This is a genomic window from Faecalibacterium sp. I2-3-92, from assembly GCF_023347315.1.
Classification (GTDB): Bacteria; Bacillota; Clostridia; order Oscillospirales; family Ruminococcaceae; genus Faecalibacterium; species Faecalibacterium duncaniae.
The window spans coordinates 2,111,183-2,128,340 of sequence record NZ_CP094470.1 but is presented as its reverse complement, the minus strand read 5'-3'; the positions used below and the strand labels follow the sequence as shown (position 1 = coordinate 2,128,340).

Annotated in this window: 16 protein-coding genes and 1 pseudogene; all 17 read left to right on the top strand. The window is 49.5% G+C overall.

The features are described from left to right. Window positions 1–14 precede the first annotated feature (14 nt). The 17 genes and pseudogenes from MTP42_RS10445 (at window position 15) to MTP42_RS10370 (ending at window position 17,147) form a co-directional block, all read left to right on the top strand. The gene (locus MTP42_RS10445) at window positions 15–887 is read left to right on the top strand and encodes a glycosyltransferase (protein ID WP_097773574.1); all 873 of its coding nucleotides are present in this window, start codon (window positions 15–17) and stop codon (window positions 885–887) included. Next, entirely contained in the window at window positions 862–2,337 is a 1,476-nt protein-coding gene (locus tag MTP42_RS10440; protein WP_249257268.1) for a lipopolysaccharide biosynthesis protein, read from the top strand. Before MTP42_RS10445 ends, MTP42_RS10440 begins: the two co-directional genes overlap by 26 nt. Beyond that, window positions 2,334–2,756, top strand: coding sequence for a LicD family protein (locus tag MTP42_RS14640; RefSeq protein WP_256466564.1), 423 nt, complete (start codon window positions 2,334–2,336; stop codon window positions 2,754–2,756). The genes MTP42_RS10440 and MTP42_RS14640 overlap by 4 nt, the downstream gene beginning before the upstream one ends. Continuing rightward, window positions 2,753–3,175 (top strand): LicD family protein, encoded by a 423-nt coding sequence (locus MTP42_RS14635; protein WP_256466563.1) that lies wholly within the window; start codon window positions 2,753–2,755, stop codon window positions 3,173–3,175. The genes MTP42_RS14640 and MTP42_RS14635 overlap by 4 nt, the downstream gene beginning before the upstream one ends. Window positions 3,176–3,226: 51 nt before the next feature. After that, window positions 3,227–3,445, top strand: a complete 219-nt coding sequence (locus tag MTP42_RS10430; RefSeq protein WP_143405772.1) for a hypothetical protein — start codon at window positions 3,227–3,229, stop codon at window positions 3,443–3,445. Window positions 3,446–3,651: 206 nt separating this feature from the next. Next, window positions 3,652–5,436 carry an NTP transferase domain-containing protein gene (locus tag MTP42_RS10425; protein ID WP_249257267.1) on the top strand — a complete coding sequence of 595 codons (1,785 nt, stop codon included), beginning with the start codon at window positions 3,652–3,654 and terminating at the stop codon, window positions 5,434–5,436. Beyond that, window positions 5,429–6,148, top strand: a complete 720-nt coding sequence (locus tag MTP42_RS10420) for an NTP transferase domain-containing protein (RefSeq protein ID WP_249257266.1) — start codon at window positions 5,429–5,431, stop codon at window positions 6,146–6,148. Before MTP42_RS10425 ends, MTP42_RS10420 begins: the two co-directional genes overlap by 8 nt. Beyond that, complete coding sequence (locus MTP42_RS10415; RefSeq protein WP_249257265.1) at window positions 6,149–7,687, top strand: BCCT family transporter; 1,539 nt, start codon at window positions 6,149–6,151, stop codon at window positions 7,685–7,687. It begins immediately after the preceding gene. Window positions 7,688–7,720: 33 nt separating this feature from the next. Then, window positions 7,721–8,211: pseudogene (locus MTP42_RS10410) on the top strand (phosphoglucosamine mutase); the annotation flags it as partial. Between the two features lie 86 nt (window positions 8,212–8,297). After that, the gene (locus tag MTP42_RS10405) at window positions 8,298–8,633 is read left to right on the top strand and encodes a hypothetical protein (protein ID WP_249257264.1); all 336 of its coding nucleotides are present in this window, start codon (window positions 8,298–8,300) and stop codon (window positions 8,631–8,633) included. A gap of 828 nt (window positions 8,634–9,461) precedes the next feature. After that, complete coding sequence (locus tag MTP42_RS10400) at window positions 9,462–10,913, top strand: sugar transferase (protein ID WP_207684773.1); 1,452 nt, start codon at window positions 9,462–9,464, stop codon at window positions 10,911–10,913. Beyond that, window positions 10,910–11,914, top strand: a complete 1,005-nt coding sequence (locus tag MTP42_RS10395; RefSeq protein ID WP_249257263.1) for an NAD-dependent epimerase/dehydratase family protein — start codon at window positions 10,910–10,912, stop codon at window positions 11,912–11,914. Before MTP42_RS10400 ends, MTP42_RS10395 begins: the two co-directional genes overlap by 4 nt. Window positions 11,915–11,916: 2 nt before the next feature. Continuing rightward, window positions 11,917–13,020, top strand: a complete 1,104-nt coding sequence (locus MTP42_RS10390; RefSeq protein WP_249257262.1) for a glycosyltransferase family 1 protein — start codon at window positions 11,917–11,919, stop codon at window positions 13,018–13,020. 9 nt (window positions 13,021–13,029) lie between these two features. Then, complete coding sequence (locus tag MTP42_RS10385; RefSeq protein ID WP_249257261.1) at window positions 13,030–14,004, top strand: glycosyltransferase family 2 protein; 975 nt, start codon at window positions 13,030–13,032, stop codon at window positions 14,002–14,004. Between the two features lie 15 nt (window positions 14,005–14,019). Then, complete coding sequence (locus tag MTP42_RS10380) at window positions 14,020–15,018, top strand: glycosyltransferase family 2 protein (protein WP_249257260.1); 999 nt, start codon at window positions 14,020–14,022, stop codon at window positions 15,016–15,018. Window positions 15,019–15,030: 12 nt separating this feature from the next. Continuing rightward, entirely contained in the window at window positions 15,031–16,179 is a 1,149-nt protein-coding gene (locus MTP42_RS10375) for an EpsG family protein (RefSeq protein WP_249257259.1), read from the top strand. An 11-nt stretch (window positions 16,180–16,190) separates the two neighbouring features. After that, entirely contained in the window at window positions 16,191–17,147 is a 957-nt protein-coding gene (locus tag MTP42_RS10370) for a glycosyltransferase family 2 protein (protein WP_249257258.1), read from the top strand. The last annotated feature ends 11 nt before the right edge of the window (window positions 17,148–17,158 follow it).

Below are 17,158 nucleotides of genomic sequence, written 5' to 3'. Positions count from 1 at the left end.
GTGAAAGGCTAAAAATGAGTGAAACGCATGCCTTGGTGACTTTATATAATCCAAGCGAAAAAGAATTTAATAATTGTAGGATTTTGTCTCAACAGGTGGACACGGTGATTCTATGTGACAATAGTCAGGAATCCCATGAGACCGTATTTCAAAATGAAAAAAACATAATCTACATAACAAAAAATGAGAACCTTGGTCTTGGTGCAGCATTTAATGTGGCACTAAAAAATGATACCTATGGCTGGAAAGATGATGATTTGATCATATTCTTTGACCAGGATTCACAGATTGGCGAAGGTTATATTCAAGCGCTGCAGGATGAATACCGGAAGATTGAGACACTTATTCCGAATCTGGGGTGTCTGGGGCCTGTATTTTACAATACGAGCAATGGTCGGACGGAGAGACCACGGCAGAAGAAAAATATTACAGATGAGACATATGAGGTAAGCAATACCATTACATCTTCGTTGATGATGCGGTATGGAAACCTGAAAAGGATCGATTTCTGGAATGAGAAAGTTTTTCTGGACCTGGCAGATTGGGATCTGTGTTGGCGGATGCAGAAAGCCGGTATGGTGTGCTGCATGACAGAAAAAGTTGTGCTGCACCATTCTGTAGGAAACGGCGAAAAGAAAGTTGGTCCTATTAAACTGAGAGTCGGCCAGCCTTTCAGAGAATACTATCAGACGAGAGATGCACTGTATCTTCTTCAGGAAAATTATGTCCCTTTGAAGATGCGGCTGCGGCTGATTGCAAATGTGACGATACGTCCGGTTGTACATTATTTGATGCTGGATGATAAAAAGAGCAGGATGAAATTTATAAGACGGGGAATCAATGACTACAAGAAGGGAGTCCATGGAGAATATGGGCACCAACGATAAGACACGAGAGAAAAAAGCGGGCAACCGTGTTCTCAAGGCGGGCATTGGATACACAATTGGAAATTACCTTTTGAAGGGACTTTCTTTCTTTACAATCCCAATTTTCACAAGGCTTCTGACAACGCAGGATTATGGAAAGTACAACGTTTTTCTTTCCTATGAAAATATAATTTTTGTGTTGATCGGATTTGCAATTCACAGTAGCTATAAGAATGCACGTTATCGGTATGGTCTTGCCTCGGAAGGAGCGGAGAAAGGAAAGGACTACCATTCTTATGTTTCGACAACAATTTGCCTTGTGCTTTGCAGTACAGCGGGCTGGCTGTTGGCTGTAAATATATTTGGAGATGCGATTGAAAATTTTCTGCAGCTGGATAAAGTCTGCTTGAACCTTTTAGTTTTGTATGCATTTGGAAATGCCGTAATGACTTGCTATAACACAGATGCAGGAATCGATTACAGGTACCAAAAATTCATAAAAGTATCTGGCATAAATGCTATACTTAACATTCTGCTTTCGCTGTTTCTTATCGTATTTGTTTTTCAGAAGGATAAGTATATTGGGCGAATTCTGGGTTCGACAATAGCGATTGTGGTAGTTGCAGTCAATATAATCATCGAATTTTGGAAAAGAGAAAAACCGTGTAAAGATCTATCTCTCCTGAAATGGGGGGTTAAGTATAGCATTCCCATTATCCCGCACGGACTCAGTCAAATTGTGCTTAATCAGTTTGATCGAATTATGATTATGAAAATGGGAACGGATGAGAATGCTGGAATTTACAGTTTTGCTTATAATATCTACGCAATTGTACAGGTTACGGCAAATTCGCTGGATAGTGTTTGGGGACCATGGTTTTACCAAAAAAGAAAGGACAATGATTTATTCTCAATAAGAAAGTATAGTGGCTACTATGCATCGTACATGGCACTGTTTTCGAGTGCGATTATTTTTATGGCACCAGAAATCGTTAAGATTCTGGCAAGTGAAAATTACTGGGATGCAATATATTCTGTGATTCCTATCGTTGCAGGGGGGTATTTTGCTTTTTTATATACGATTCCGTCCTGTGTTGAATATTATTATGGAAAAACTCAGTACATAGCCAGCGGAACGATTATGGCCGCAATCGTAAATATTATTCTGAATTTTGTTTTTATAAAGAAATATGGCTACATTGCCGCTGCATACACAACATTGGCAGCATATTTCCTTTATTTTCTTCTGCATTATCTGATTGCGATAAAGGTTGAAGGAAAGATTTTGTTCTCAAATAAGGTAATGCTAGGATGCTCCGCAGGAATATTTTCAGCAGTAATACTGGGAAATGTTCTGATTGACCATATTATTCTGAGAATCTTAGTCGTTTTGTTATTGTGTGGAGCCGGCTTGATTCATGAAGAGAAGACATTAGGCATTCTAAAGCGATTTTGGAGGTCAAATAGATGAATAAAACAGAATTAACTATACAGGAAATTCATACAGTTACGCTGAATGTGCTACAGACATTTCATGATTTATGTGAAAGAGAAGGTTTTCGGTATTACCTTGCCTATGGAACATTGCTGGGGGCTGTTCGCCATCATGGATTTATTCCGTGGGATGATGATGCAGACGTTTGGATGCCAAGAGAAGACTATGACAGATTTCTGGATTATTGCCAAAAGAACAAGGACTCGATAGCACCGTATAAACTTTCAAATCGTCAAACTGAAGAAAACTATTATTTTGGTATTTCGAGATTCTCGGACCGGCGATATAAATACATACATACCAATAATGAAAAACCGATTGATATCGGTGTGTTTGTTGACGTTTATCCCTTGGACTTCTATGGGGAAAATGTTGCTCAGGCAAAAAAATTTTGAAACATATTCAAAAAGAAAATAGGAAAATAAGAATATATGTAAATGGAAAAGGAAACTCGACCATCAAGTCCTGTCTGAAAATTCCATATCACCTTTTGTTGCAGGTTGTTTATGGCAGAGATTATTTGAAAAAATTTGATTTGGAAATAGTTGAATATATACACGAGAACACAAAAAACACAAACCGATACGTTGGCATTCCAGTGTGGTCGGATGAAAAGAATCCGGAGCAATTCGAAAAAGCATGGTTTGAGAAAAGAGTGCTATTGGAATTTGAAAATCACAAATTCTATGCGCCTGAAAAGTGGGATGAACTTTTAGCTTATATTTATGGGAACTATATGGAACTTCCTCCTGTAGAAAAACGCGTAGCTTATCACGAGTATAAGATTGTGACCAGAAAAGAACCAGAACTCTAAAATCTATATAAAAACGATCGAGTCCATGAAGCTTTAAATGAGAAGAAAAGATTGATGCAGATAGTGCGTAAAAATCTAGCTTTTTATGGTGCAAAATTATTCGATGCTCATGATGTTCTTATGAAAATGCATAAACGTTACATAAAATTCGATGAAAAGCCTACAGAATATATGGGACTCCCATGGGATGGTATCCCTTATGAAAGCGACTGGCTAAAAAATAGAATTGAAAGCGAATTTGAGGGAAGGTATTTTTATGCCCCCTCATAAATCGACAAGGTATTGACCAGATCTTTTGGAGATTATATGCAACTGCCGCCAGAGAATAAGCGAGTTTACAAATACCACCTGAAATGCTATTTGGCAGAGCAGTAGCGTTGGAGAACATTAAGAATAACTTGATGACATGAAAACGCAATCTTGGATTGCGGTTTCATGCTGGCATACTGTTCACCAAAAACTGTGGAGAGGTGTATATGAACAAACAAGAAAGCGATATCTTGAATGCACTTTTGCTAGAACCGTTTATTAATCAAAGAATTCTAGCAGAGGTTTCGGGTCATTCCTTAGGGGTTGTAAACTGTTCCCTCAAGGAGCTTATTAAGGCAGGGTATCTGAACGAAGCAATCAGCCCCACAGCCAAGGCTGTGTCGGAGTACAAGAATAAGACTCCCAAACGAGCAATTATTCTGGCAGCCGGTTTTGGTATGCGGATGGTCCCCATCAACACAGAGATGCCCAAAGGCCTGTTGGAAGTCAATGGGGAGCCTTTGATTGAACGAATCATTAAGCAGCTTCACGAAGTGGGAATTCAGGAAATTTACGTTGTTGTGGGTTTCATGAAGGAAAAATATGAATACCTGATGGATGAATACGGCGTGGAACTGGTGGTCAACCCGGACTATGCCTCCAAGAATAATCTGCATTCGCTAAAACTGGTAAAAGAGCATTTGGAGAATGCATACATTGTTCCTTGCGACATCTGGTGTGACCGCAATCCGTTCCACCGCCATGAACTGTACTCTTGGTATATGGTCAGCGATCTTGTGGAGAATGAAAGCAATGTTCGTGTAAACCGCAAGATGGAACTGGTAACTGTACCAGAAAACGCTGGCGGCAATGCGATGGTCGGAATCAGCTACCTTATAAAAGAGGACGCTGATACAGTTTCCAATCGTATAGAGGAACTTTGCAAGAAGCCGCAGTATGATGGTTCGTTTTGGGAAGAAGCACTCTATAAGAAGGATCGCATGATCGTCGCAGCCCGAGTGGTGCATTCAGCTGATGTTGTGGAGATCAATACCTATGAGCAGCTCCGAGAAATCGACAGCGACTCCAACCAACTAAAAACGGATGCCATCCATCTAATTTGTGAGGCATTGTCTGCGAAACCGGAGGATATCACGGATATTACAGTCCTGAAAAAAGGCATGACCAATCGGTCCTTCCTGTTTACCTGTAAGGGCAAGAAGTACATTATGCGTATTCCGGGAGAGGGCACAGATCAACTTATCAATCGCCGTCAGGAAGCATCGGTATATCATGCCATTGCTGATAAAAACATCTGTGATGATATCGCCTATATTAACCCGGAGAATGGCTATAAGATCACAGAGTTTCTGGAGGGTGCCCATGTATGCGACCCTACCGATTGTGAAGAGGTCAAGAAGTGCATGAGCCGTCTGCGTGACTTCCATGCGATGAAGCTGAAAGTTGCGCATGAGTTTGATATTTTCGGACAGATGGAGTTCTACGAAACATTGTGGGATGGCACTCCTTCTGTTTACAAGGACTATGAGAAAACTAAGGCGAATGTCTGGTCTTTGAAGCCTTATATTGATGCACACGCAGGCGAAAAGATTTTGACGCATATTGACGCAGTACCGGATAACTTCCTGTTTGTCCAGAAAAATGGAAAAGAGGAGATTCGTCTGATTGACTGGGAGTATGCAGGTATGCAGGACCCTCATGTGGATATCGCAATGTTCTGTATTTACTCACTTTACAATAAGCGTCAGGTGGATCGCTTGATTGCAGCATATTTTACAGACGGTTGCGATGATGCGACACGGATCAAGATTTACTGCTACATCGCTGCCTGTGGACTGCTGTGGAGCAACTGGTGTGAGTATAAGCGGAATCTGGGCGTGGAATTTGGCGAGTATTCCCTGCGGCAGTATCGCTACGCAAAAGACTACTACAGAATCGTTCAGGACGAGCTGAAGAAATTAGAGGAAGGTGGAGTGCGGGAAAATGCCTAAAGTAGAAAGAGCCATTATTATGGCGGCAGGGCTGGGAAACCGGATGCACCCGGTCACGCTGACAACACCGAAGCCGCTGGTCAAAGTAAATGGCAAGCGGATGATCGATACGGTAATTGAGGGGCTGCACAAAAACGGCATTTCGGAGATATACATCGTGGTGGGCTATCTGAAAGAACAGTTCGCTCCGCTGGTGACAGAGTATCCCGGCGTTCGACTGATTGAAAACCCCTACTATGATACCTGCAATAATATCGCATCCCTGTATGTAGCAAGAGATCACATCGAGAATGCAATCATTCTGGACGGAGATCAAATTATCTATAACCCAGATATTCTGGCTCCGGAGTTTGAACGCTCCGGTTATAACAGCGTATGGACGGATGAGGAAACGGATGAGTGGCTGCAAACCGTAGAAGATGGCATCGTCACCTCCTGCAGTCGTACAGGCGGCAAAGGTGGCTGGCAGTTGTATAGTATTTCTCGCTGGACGGCTGAGGATGGAAAAAGACTAAAGCATCATCTGGAAGTTGAGTTTGAGCAGAAGCAGAATCGTCAGATTTACTGGGATGATGTGGCACTGTTCTGCTATCCGGAAGAATATCGGCTGGGAGTTCGTCCGATGAATAAGGACGATATTATCGAGGTGGACAACTTTAGTGAGTTGCTTGCCTTGGATTCCAGCTACAAAAAATACGAGGGGGAAGCATGAATGAACAAAAATAGAGAGCGTGGGAAAATTGATTGGATGATAACGCTGCTCCCACTGACCATTATCATTGCCCTGTGTATTCTGTTCTTCTTTGCACCGGAACAGTCCAATGCCGTGCTGAGCCAGATCCGGTTCTTTTTCGGAGATACCTTTGGTACCTATTATCTGGTGATCGGACTGGGTATTTTCATCCTGTCACTGTACATTGCGTGTTCGAAGTATGGGGACATTGTTCTGGGTGAACCCAACGAAAAGCCTCAGTATTCCTTCTTTGCATGGGGCTCCATGATGTTTACTTGCGGTCTTGCTGCGGATATCCTGTTTTACTCTTTTTCGGAATGGGTGCTGTATGCAACCGACCCCCATCTGGCAGAGATGGGCAGCATTCAGGACTGGGCAGGGGTATATCCCTTGTTCCATTGGAGCTTTATCCCGTGGGGCTTCTATCTGGTGCTGGCGGTAGCATTCGGCTTTATGCTGCACGTGAGAAAGAGAACCCGCCAGAAATACTCGGAAGCCTGCCGCCCGATTCTGGGCAAGCACACCGATGGCTGGGCAGGTCGCATCATTGACCTGCTGGCGGTGTTCGCTTTGCTGGCGGGTACAGCCACTACTTTCAGCGTAGCAACACCGCTGATGGCAACCATCATCGGAGAGCTATTCCATGTTGCTGTGAGTCGCACGGTCATCAATATTATCATCCTGTTGATCACTTGCACCGTGTATACTTACTCTTTGCTGCATGGCTTCAAGGGTATCAGCAAATTGGCCAATGTCTGCATCTATCTTTTCTTTGGGTTGCTTGCCTTTGTCCTCCTGTTTGGCGGCGAGACCCGGTATATTATCGAAACAGGTTTTTCCTCGCTGGGACGGATGATGCAGAATTTCATCGACCTTTCCACCTTTACCGACCCGCTGCGTACCTCCAACTTCCCCCAAAACTGGACCATTTATTACTGGGCCTACTGGATGGTTTGGTGTGTGGCTGCGCCGTTCTTCATTGGCAGCATTTCCCGTGGCAGAACGGTACGCCAGACGATTCTGGGCGGCTATGTGTTTGGCGTGGGCTCTACACTGACCAGCTTCATTGTGCTGGGTAACTACTCCATGGGACTGCAGATGACTGACAAGGCGGATTTTATCGCCAAGTATCTGGACAGCGGCGATATGTACGGTATGATCGTGGATATGATCAAAACTATGCCGGGTGCACCGGTCGTTATGGTGGCTGTTCTGATTACGATGATCGCCTTCTACGCAACATCCTTTGATTCTATCGCACTGACGGCATCCTGCTACAGCTACCACACCCTCAAGGATGATGAACAGCCCAATAAGGGCATCCAGTTGATGTGGTGCATCCTGCTGATTCTGTTGCCCATTGCATTGCTGTTTGCCGAAAGTTCCATGAACAACCTGCAATCGGTCAGTATCGTAGCAGCGTTTCCCATTGGTGCAGTTATCGTGATGATTGCGGCAAGTTTCTTAAAAGATGCTAAGAAATACCAATCAGAGCTTGGGACGGATGAAAAGCGATGAACTAATAGATGGCTTGACAGAAATGTGCTGCGAAGTTGCTTTGGCCTGTACAAGGCCTTTGACGAGCAGGGCATCGGCTACGCCAAGACTGCCGTGGGCGACAAGTATGTCTACGAGTATATGGCCAAGAACGGCTGCCGCATTGGCGGTGAGCAGAGCGGCCACATCATCTTCTCTAAGTACGCCAGCACCGGTGACGGCATCCTGACCAGCCTGAAGATGATGGAGGTCATGCTGGCCAAGAAGAAGCCTCTGAGTGTGCTGGCCGCCCCGCTGAAGATCTACCCGCAAGTTCTGGAAAATGTTCGAGTGACCGATAAGAAAGCCGCACAGGATGATGAGGCAGTGCAGGCAGCAGTCAAGGCTGTGCTGAAGCACTTGGTAACACTGGTCGTATTCTGGTGCGCGAGTCTGGTACGGAGCCTCTGGTGCGCGTGATGGTGGAAGCCCCTGACCATGTTACCTGTCAGAAGTATGTCTCTCAGGTCGTGGAGGCCATCAAGGGCAAGGGTTACGCCGTCTAACGCAAGTTATGCCGATATATATTTCTTGCCATCCAATATTTGTAATGCTATACTTATGTTATAAATACTGAATGGAGGTGTCCCCTATGCCCCGTCCCAAAGGAAGCAAGAACAAGCCTAAGAATGTAAAAGCAACCGTTGACTTTGCCGCACAGATCACTGAAAAGCAGTCCGCAAAGGAAGCCGCTGCTGCTGAAATCGAATCCATCACCGCTAATATCGATGCGCTGAAAGCCGACCTGAAAACCAAGAAAGCTGAGCTGAAATCTATCGATAAGGAAATCGCCAGAATCGAAGCCAAGAAGGTCAAGGCTGAAACCAAAGCAGCGGAATCTGCAAAGAAAGCTGAAGCGGAGGACGTGCTGAAAAAGCTGCTGGCATCCGGTATGACGGCAGACGAGATTCTCGCAAAACTGAAATAAATATTTTAGAGCCGTGTGGATCAGTCGGAGCGTAGAGCTAAAGTTCTGGCAGTTCACACGGTTTTCTTATATAAATGGTAATTGATGTGACTCGGAATGAATAGAATCGTTCTATATCAAACATAAATGAGTACATTTCCCACACCATGGCTCAAAATCACGTCCGGAGAAATTTCAGTTAATCAGCAGGAACATGTTGGCAATCTAGCTGTCATAGAGCTTCTGAGGAGAGTGCTTGGGAGAGCTGCTGCCCCGGCGGAAGCCCTAGACCCAAGGCGTTTGAACCGTGGAATGTCGTAAAAATATACGCTGAAATCTGAAAAATGCAGGTCAGAAGCGAAACGAATCAAATCCTTGCAAATGACGCTGAAACGTGATATAATTGTGGTACGAACAAACCGGTTTTGGTACGACAACGGTATGTTCTGGTACTGTAACTGTTGTTACGAAACTGTGAAGAACTACTTGAAAAAGTGCGAAAATTCAGCGTAGCTGCGACGACACCTATCAGGTTCAGGTCGTGTCTTGGTACGACAACGAGAACTCCTACACCTCTCAGATGGTTCGTACCATTAAGTACTTCGCTGAGAACTGCTGATCGGAGTTTCTCCTGAGCTGAATAAAGCTTGACTGCGCCCTTTCTCTTGTGTGATGCGAGAGAAAGGGCGCTTTTTGCTGACCATTTTGGATGCGATAAGGCGCTTTCGTAAAATGGCGCGATCCATTTGTAGTGATCCGACAAAAGCAGCGCGCATTCGATCTCCATCTATTGCAACCCTTCTCCCGATATGATAAAATGGTAAAAATAAATGGAGACAACGAAACAGTATGATTACGAAACGTGAAAAACTGCAGTATGGATACCTGTTTCTGATTGATCTGCTCTCTCTGGTTCTCAGCATTGGGCTGGCGTGGGGGCTGACCGCAGGTGTTCTGCACAAGATGGGGGACTTCCAGCTGGACGATCTGGTAGAAGCCTGTTTTTTATTGCTGCTGGCCTATATCCTGACCTTTTTTACATTTGATCAGAGTGAAAATATCGTGAACCGCACTCCGATTCGTGAAGTTGAAATTGCGGTGCGGTTCAATTTTTTGTTGACCCTCATTGATGCGGCCTGCCTGGCGCTGACCAAGGCTTCCATGCTGCACTCCCGCTATTTTCTGGTGTTTGTGCCCATCATCGATGTCTTTGTGATGACGGGCGCTCATGCTGTCCTCAAAAAGATGCTGGTACGCTCCCGCTATACCAAGGGGATTCAGAGCCTTGTGGGGGTGGTGACTACGCAGGAAAACGCAAGCCCCATTCTGGAAGAGCTGAAAAAGGACTGGTCCAAGCGTGTGACCGGTCTTGCCATTCTGGAAGCTGCCCCGGAGCAGCTTCACACTGAGATCGATGGGGTGAAGATCGAGGCGAACTTCGATAATTTCATGGACTGGCTGCGGCAGGCAGCGCTGGATGAAGTGTATCTGGATGTGGCGCAGGAGAGTGAGGAGAATATGCTGCCCTATCTCGAGGAGATGGAGAGCATGGGGCTGACGGTCCATTTCCGCCTGCCGGTGCTGGACCGGATTGAAAAAGCCTGCTGTGATGAGACCAGTGCGGTGCGCATTAGCCGGGAACTGAGCCGCTGTGCGGGCGGCAATGTTGTGACGATGGGCACGGTGGAACTCAAGCTGCGGGATCAGGTGCTGAAACGGACCATGGATATCGTGGGCGGCATCGTGGGGTGCATCATCAGCATCCCCATCATTGCGTTGGTGGCCATTCCGCTCAAGCTGGAAAGCCCCGGCCCGCTGATTTTCAAGCAGCGCCGGGTGGGCCGGAATGGACGTGTGTTCTACATCCACAAGCTGCGCAGCATGTATGTGGACGCGGAGGCACGCAAAAAGGAGCTGATGGCCCAGAACGAAATGAACGGCCTGATGTTCAAGATGGAGGATGACCCCCGGATCACCCGGGTGGGCCGCTTCATCCGTCGCACCAGCATCGATGAGCTGCCGCAGTTTTTTGACGTTGTGCGGGGCTCCATGAGCCTGGTGGGTACCCGCCCGCCCACGCTGGATGAGTACCGGCAGTACGAGAGCCATCACAAGCGCCGCCTTTCCATGAAGCCGGGAATTACCGGCCTGTGGCAGGTAAGCGGCCGCAGCGATATTGATGATTTTGAAGAAGTGGTCAAGCTGGATGTCCAGTACATCGACAACTGGTCCATCTGGATGGATATCTACCTGCTGTTCAGGACGGTGGGCGTTGTGTTTGACCGGAAAGGGGCAAAATGAATTATATTCTTTTTGGTGGATCTGGTTTTATCGGCACCCATCTCATTCATTTGCTGCTGAAGGAGTGCGTCAGACCCGGCGACGTGATCTACGACCTGGATCTTGTGATGCCCGGGGAAGAGGGCGTGGTGCCGGGCATTGTGGAAAAGAACGATGGGGTGCAGTATATCCGGCTGGATGTGCGCAAGCCCATCGATTTTGAGTTCGTTCCGACTCCGGAGGACGTGATCTTTGATCTGGCAGCGGTCCACCGCACCCCCGGCCACCCGGAAGAAGCCTATTTTGAAACAAATATCCGGGGCGCGGAAAATGTGACCGCATTTGCGGAAAAATACGGCATCCGGAAGATCCTGTTCACCAGCTCCATTGCACCCTATGGCGCGTCTGAGGACCTTAAGACGGAGGAGACTCTGCCGACGCCCAACACGCCGTATGGAATCAGCAAGCTGGTGGCAGAAAAGATCCACCAGATCTGGCAGGCCCGTGATCCGGCCCGGGCGCTGACTATCGTGCGGCCAGGCATCGTTTATGGCAAAGGGGAGCACGGCAACATGACCCGCCTGTACAGGGGGCAGAAGAAGGGCTACTTTTTTTATGCCGGCCGGAAGGACACCATCAAGGCGTGCATCTATGTCAAGGAGCTGGTGCGCTTCTTCAAGTACCGGATGCTGGATCATTCCTTCCCCGGAGCAGAGATCTATAACTGTACCTACGAGCCGGCTTATACCATTGAAGAGATCTGCGATACAATGCAGAAGGCGACCGGCCTGCACCGCCATGTGCCGTTGGTGCCCGCCGGACTGCTGCTGTTTGCGGCGGGCATTCTGGGACCCATCGGGGGCAAAAAGGTGGGCATCCATCCCGCCCGTGTCCGGAAACTGATGGTATCCACCAATGTCTGCGGCAGAAAGCTGGCCGCCACCGATTACAAGTTCCACTATACGCTGGAGGAGAGCTTCCGGGACTGGTTCGAGGATTGTGACCGCAAGGAGCTGGTATGACCATGGAGCAGAATGCACAGCCCATCCGTGTGGCCCAGATGATGACGGATATGAACTACGGCGGTGTGGAGATGGTGGTGATGAACTACTACCGCCACATGGACCGTTCCAGAGTTCAGTTTGATTTTTTTGCGCTGGAAGGCTCGACTCTGCCCCAGCGGGAAGAGATCGAACAGCTGGGCGGCCGGGTGTATGTGGTGCCAAAATATACCCACCTACCGCAGTATGAACGGGAGATCGGGCGGCTGTTCCGTCAGAACGGATACCAGATCGTTCACTCCCACATGAACACCCTGAGCGTGCTTTCCCTCTGGGGGGCAAAGCGTGCAGGAGTGCCCAACCGGATCGCGCATAACCATTCTACGGTGGGCAGGGGAGAAGGGGCAAAAAATGTGATGAAGTACCTGCTCCGTCCCTTTGCCGCAGTGTATCCCACCCGGCTCTGTGCCTGCTCCAGAACGGCAGGCAGCTGGCTTTATGGTGAAAAGCCTTTCCGGGTGTTCAACAATGCCATTGAGCTCGACCGCTTTACTTATGATGCCGCCAAACGGAAAGCCGTCCGGCAGGAGCTTGGCCTGGGGGATGAACTGGTGCTGGGCCATGTCGGGCGGTTCTGCTATGCCAAGAATCACGAATTTCTGCTGGATGTAATGGCGGAGGTCTGCAAGCAACGGCCGGATGCCGTTTTACTGCTGATTGGAGAAGGGGAAAACGAAGCCGCTGCCCGCCGGAAAGCGGAGGCGCTGGGGCTGCAAAGGAATGTCCGCTTTCTGGGCCGACAGAGCGATCCCGCAAAGTTCTATCAGGCCATGGATGCCTTTGTTCTGCCCTCGCGGTATGAGGGGCTTGGAATTGTGCTGATCGAGGCACAAGCGGCGGCATTGCCGGTCATCTGTTCCACAGAGGTGCCGCAGGAGGCTCAGGTCCTGCCCGAGATGCAGTACCTGAGCTTGCAGGAAAGCCCGGCAGTCTGGGCGGATGCGGCGATCCGGGCTGCAGAAAATGCCCGGCGACGGGATACCTCTGCTGAGATGCGGGCAGGCGGCTTTGATATCGTCACCGAGGCGAAGAAGCTGGAAGAGTTTTACTTCGACCTGCTGAAATGAGGAGATAAGATGGACCCTTTGGTAAGCATCATCGTTCCTGTTTATAATGTAAAGCCATATCTGAACCGCTGTGTGGACAGTCTATTGGGGCAGAGCTATCAGAACATGGAGCTGCTGCTGGTGGACGACGGCTCCACCGATGGCAGCGAGACCCTCTGTGATGAATATGCTGCACAGGATGCCCGGGTGCGGGTGCTCCACAAGAAAAATGGTGGTCTGTCCAATGCCCGCAACGCTGGTGTGGACGCGGCGGCGGGGGAATACCTCTCTTTTGTGGATGGCGATGACTGGGTGTCACCTTATTACATCGAGAACCTGTACCGGGCACTGGAGCAGGCGGGAGCGGATTTTTCGGCCAGCTGTTTTGAAGAGGTGTTCGAGGGCCAGCCGGTGCAGTCCGTGCCCACAGAGCGTCTGGAAGCATTCGAGATCCTGAGCCGGGAGGAATGCCTGCGCCGCATCCTGTATCAGGAGGGCATGGAGGTGACCACCCCCACCAAGCTCTATAAGCGTGCACTGTTTGAGGGCGTGCGCTATCCGGTGGGCAAGCTCTATGAGGATATCCCGGTCGCCTACGAGGTGACAAAGCGTGCCCATAAGGCGGCACATATCGCAAACCGGGATTACTACTATTTCCAGCGGGGCAGCAGCATCCAGAATATGGCCTTCAACCCCAGAAAGCTGGACAGTGTGCGGCACTGCCACGCGCTGATGGAAAATGTGAAGCGCGATTTCCCCCAGTTGAGCCGTGCGGCAGAATGCCGCTATCTGAGCAATGTCTGCAATATCCTGTTCCAGATTCAGGACAGGCAGCATGAAAAGATTGAAAAGGCCCTCTGGCAGGAAGTGAAAAAATACCGCCGGAACGTTCTGCTGGACCCGCAGGCCCGAAAAAAGGCCCGGCTGGCGGCGGCACTTTCCTACAGTGGCTATGCCATGACCCGACGGGTCTATGAAAAAACGCAGTGGCGTGGGAAAAAGTAAAGTGGAGGGATCCGGTTGGAGGAAAGAAAACCGCTTGTATCGGTCATTGTGCCGGTCTATAATGTTTATCCGTATCTGCGGGACTGTGTGCAGAGCGTGCAGGCGCAGAGTTACCAGAACTGGGAGCTGCTTTTGGTAGATGACGGCTCCACCGATGGCAGCGGGGAACTTTGTGATGAACTGGCTGTGGAGGATGGCCGCATCCGGGTGTTCCATAAGCCCAATGGGGGGCAGTCTGATGCCCGGAACGTTGGGTTGCAACAGACGCAGGGAAAATATTTTTACCTGCTGGACAGCGATGACCTGATCCGCTCCACAGCGTTTGACCAATTTGTGGAGCGCTGTGAGGCAGATGGTGCTGATGCAGCCCTGACCCCGCTGGAGATGTTCTCGACAGAGCAGCCGGAGGGACGGACGGAAAATCCGCACCAGATCCCAGAGCTGCTGAACCGGGAAGAAACCATGCGCCGGATGCTGCTGCATCAGGGCATCGGGCATGGGGCAGGCGGCGTTTTCTTCCGGCGGGAGGTTTGGGGAGACTTGCAGTTCCCCGTTGGCATCCTGTACGAGGACTATGCGGTGATGTATCGGGCCATTGCCCGCTGTGCAAAAGTGGAAGTGTTTCCGGAACCGATGTACGATTACCGCATCCATACCGGTTCGACCATGAAGAGCGGCATTGCCGAGAAGAATCTGGTCATTCTGGATGTGGGCGAAGACGTGACCCGCTTTATTGCGGAAACGGTCCCTGTGCTGAAAGCAGAAGCGGAATACCTGCAGCTGGTTACATACATGAAGACACTGAAAGGCATTCTGGATGGCGATTTTGCCAGCTATCCGGAGGCTCAGGCACGGATCTGCCGCTTTGTGCAGGAACACCGGGCGCTTGCCCGGCGGCCCTGGGCCAAAAGAGCAGACCGGATCAAGGTGGAAACACTTCTGATCAGCAAGCGGCTGTTTTATGCCGTTTATGGGCTGGGAGAATGGAAAAATAAACACACAGTCGAAAAATAGAATGGAGAAGTTATGCTGATTTATCTGGGGGCTTTTGCGGTTTCTGTGGGCATTGCCGCCTATGGCGAGCACCTGCGGACGAAGAAAAACAACGAGAAGGGCTTTTATCTCTGTTTGGCGCTGGCGGTGCTGGTGATGGCGGTATTGGCAGGCTTGCGGGACCCGTCCATTGGCACGGACAGCGTGGTGTATGAGGAATGGGTGGCGGATGCAAAGCTGCAGGATGGTTTGCTGGCCTGCATCCGGCAGCGGCACAAAACAGAGCCGCTGTTTATGTCGCTGGTCTATCTGGCGGCCCATGTTTTTGGCGATGTCCATTGGCTCTACTTTATGGTGGATCTGTTGGCCTGCGGCCTGTTTATGATCGGGCTGGTGCAGTATAAGGAGTATGTCTCTGTGCCCTATGGCTGGCTGGCTTACCTCTGCCTGTATTATGGCGATACTTATAATGCCGAGCGGCAGTCTGTGGCGCTGGGTGTTGCATTTCTGGCGTTCAGCTTTGTGTGGAAGAAAAAGTATCACTGGGCGGTCCTACTGCTGGCGGTCTCCTGCCTGTTCCACAATGCCACCTTTATCTCGTTTGGTGCGCTGCTGATCTATATCCTGCTTCAGCATTTCGACAACTGGTGGGTCAAGGGTGGCCTGGCGGCATTTTCGGTCTACCTTGCCTTCTTCAGCAAGGCTGTGGTCAGGCTGGCCCTGAATGTGGACTTCATTGATCGACTTTACGGATATTATTATGATGCCAATGCGGGCGGCTTCACTCTGAATCCCATCATTGTGCGTCTGCCGTTCCTGATCCTGCCCATTGTGCTGTACCGCTGGTATGCCAGAGAGGAAGGGGCGGGCCATCGCCGCTTTACTCGCTCGGATGCCGATTTCTGGATCGTGATGATCCTGATCGAGATGGCAACGGCCCAGCTGCGCAACATCAATGTGCCGCTCTACCGCATCTGCCTGTATTTTGCGTTCTTCCGTTATCTCGCCATTGGCCGTGTGGTCAAGTGCGTGGAGGATGAGCGTCTGCGCAAGCTGCTGAAGGCTGCCATGTGGGGAATGCTGGTCATCATCTGGATCTATCAGGCGTATATTCAGGGCAACAATGCCATTTGTCCGTACACCTCGGAGATCCTCCACATCGGCAGAGAAACATTCTTCTGAGGAAACTAAACATGGAGACAGAGCTGATCAGTGTCATTGTTCCGGTCTACAATGTGGAGCGATATCTCCGCCGCTGCGTGGACAGCATCCTGCACCAGACCTATCGGAATCTTGAGGTCCTGCTGGTGGACGATGGCTCCACCGATGCCAGCAGAGCCATCTGCGACGAATATGCCGCACAGGAAGAACGTGTAACAGCAGTCCACCAGAAAAACGGGGGACTCTCTGCAGCGCGCAACGCGGGACTCGAACGGGCACAGGGAACGTATTTCTGCTTTGTGGACAGTGATGATTTTCTGGACAGCCGGATGCTGGAAACGCTCTGCCGTGACCTGCAGGAACAGGATGCGGACGTGGCTGTGGTGGGCTTCCGGATGTTTGAACGGGAGGAAGAGCTTGCCCCGGCTGAACTCGCCGTACCGGTGCAGTGTATGACAGGCCGGGAAGCCATCCGCAGCACCCTTGTCTCGGATAAGCTGGGGGATTTTGCTTGGAACAAGCTCTACAAGAGGGAGCTGTTCCGGGAGGTGCGCTATCCACTGGGGCGGATGATGGAAGATCAGGGCACGACATACAGCATTTTTCAGCAGTGCAGCAAGGTCGTATACCGCCCGGTGCCGCTGTATTATTACTATCAGCGCCCGGACAGCATCCTTCACCGCAGGAACATGAAGTTCTACGAGGATAAGCTGGATATGGGCTATCAGAAATATCGGGCCATCCGGGAAGCATATCCGGGAATGACGGAAAATGATGCCGCTATGTTGAGCGTGGTGGAGCACTGCTATCCGTATCTAATGCAGGACACGGTGCGCCGCGCAAAGATGGAGGCCTTTCTGCAGGAGTGTGACCCGGCGGCGGCAAAGCTGCTCTGCACCAGCAGCCAGCGGAAGTATCAGCTGCTCAGATGCAGCCGGAGGCTGTATGCAAAACTGTTCCTGCTGAAAAACGGCCCGGCGGCAAAATAAGGGAGGATAAT